2 protein-coding genes are annotated in these 1,325 nt (G+C 73.7%); both read left to right on the top strand.

Annotation, left to right across the window (positions count from 1 at the left end):
• Positions 1 to 67: 67 nt before the first annotated feature.
• Entirely contained in the window at positions 68 to 625 is a 558-nt protein-coding gene (locus tag Q0112_RS02360; protein WP_297970888.1) for a DUF721 domain-containing protein, read from the top strand.
• A gap of 5 nt (positions 626 to 630) precedes the next feature.
• Positions 631 to 1,248: a DsbA family protein gene (locus Q0112_RS02355; protein ID WP_297970885.1), complete on the top strand. Its 618-nt coding sequence runs from the start codon at positions 631 to 633 to the stop codon at positions 1,246 to 1,248.
• Positions 1,249 to 1,325 lie beyond the last annotated feature (77 nt).

The raw sequence follows: 1,325 nt of genomic DNA, 5'->3' as shown, positions 1-1,325 counted from the left end.
GATCCGTTCCCCCTGACAAGCCCGCCCCGAGCCGCTAGCCTCGTTAACCAGAGCGGAAGGGAGTCGCATGGCCGGGGACGATGGCAGACGGGAGGGGAAAGGCAAGCCCGCCCGTGCCCCGGCCCCGCAGCGCATCGCCCGCGGCTTCGTCCGCGCCGGCGGGCTGGTCGAACCGCAGATGCGCACCGCCGCCGCCCGGCGCGGCTTCGCCCAGGCGCGGCTGCGCGCGCTCTGGGGCGAGATCGCCGGCCCGGAGTTCGCCGCCATCTGCGCGCCGGTGAAGCTCGCCCGCGCCCGCGGGCCGGCGGGGGGGCTGCTGACGGTGGCGGTCGCCGGGGCGCATGCGCCGCAGCTGCAGATGCTGCTGCCGCTCCTGCGCGAGCGGGTGAACGCGGCGCTCGGCCCGGGGACGGTCGGGCGCATCCAGCTCACCCAGGCGGCGCACGGCTTCGCCGAGGCGGCGGCGGCCTTCGCGCCCCGCCCCGCGGCGGAGGCCGAGCCGGTCGATCTCGGCGAGGTCGGCGGCACGCTCTCAAGCATTGGTGATGGCGACCTGCGCGCGGCCTTGGAGACATTGGCGCGGAATGTGCTATCCCGGGCGAAATCGCATGAACCGGAAGGCTGAAGCCGATGCACCTGACCCGCCGCCAGACCCTCGCCGCCCTCGCCCTCGTCGCCGGAGCGGCCGGCCTCCCCGGCCTCGGCGCCGCGCAGGAGACCGCGGGCGTCGCGGAGATGAGCCTCGGCGATCCGAACGCGCCGGTGACGCTGGTCGAATACGCGATGTTCACCTGCCCGCACTGCGCCGTCTTCGCGCAGGAGGTGCTGCCGAAGATCAAGGAGAACTACATCGACACCGGCAAGGTCCGCCTGGTCTTCCGCGAGGTCTATTTCAACAAGCCGGCGCTCTGGGCGGCGATGATCGCGCGCTGCGCGCCCGAGGACCGCTACTTCGGCATCGTCGATGCGCTCTTCGCGCGGCAGCAGGACTGGGCCGGGCAGGCGAGCGAGCAGGCGATGCTCGAGAAGCTCTACGGCATCGGCCGGCAGGCCGGGCTCACCAACGCCGAGATGGACGCCTGCATGCAGGACCGGGCCAAGGCCGAGGCGCTGGTGGCGGAATACCAGAAGAACGCCGCCGCGGACGGGGTGGATTCGACCCCGAGCTTCCTGATCAACGGGAAGAAGGAGGGCAACATGCCCTACGAGGAGTTCGCGGCCAAGCTCGACGCCGCGCTCGGCGCCTGAGCCGCGGTCGGGGCGCGCCCGGCCCGGCTCCGGGGGGCGGGCGGTGAGCGGCTTCATGGAGGCGCTGGGGCGCGCGG

The sequence above is a fragment of the uncultured Amaricoccus sp. genome (assembly GCF_937858865.1).
Taxonomy (GTDB): domain Bacteria; phylum Pseudomonadota; class Alphaproteobacteria; order Rhodobacterales; family Rhodobacteraceae; genus Amaricoccus.
Note: the sequence above shows the minus strand (reverse complement) of the source record. Positions and strands in the feature narration are given on the sequence as shown.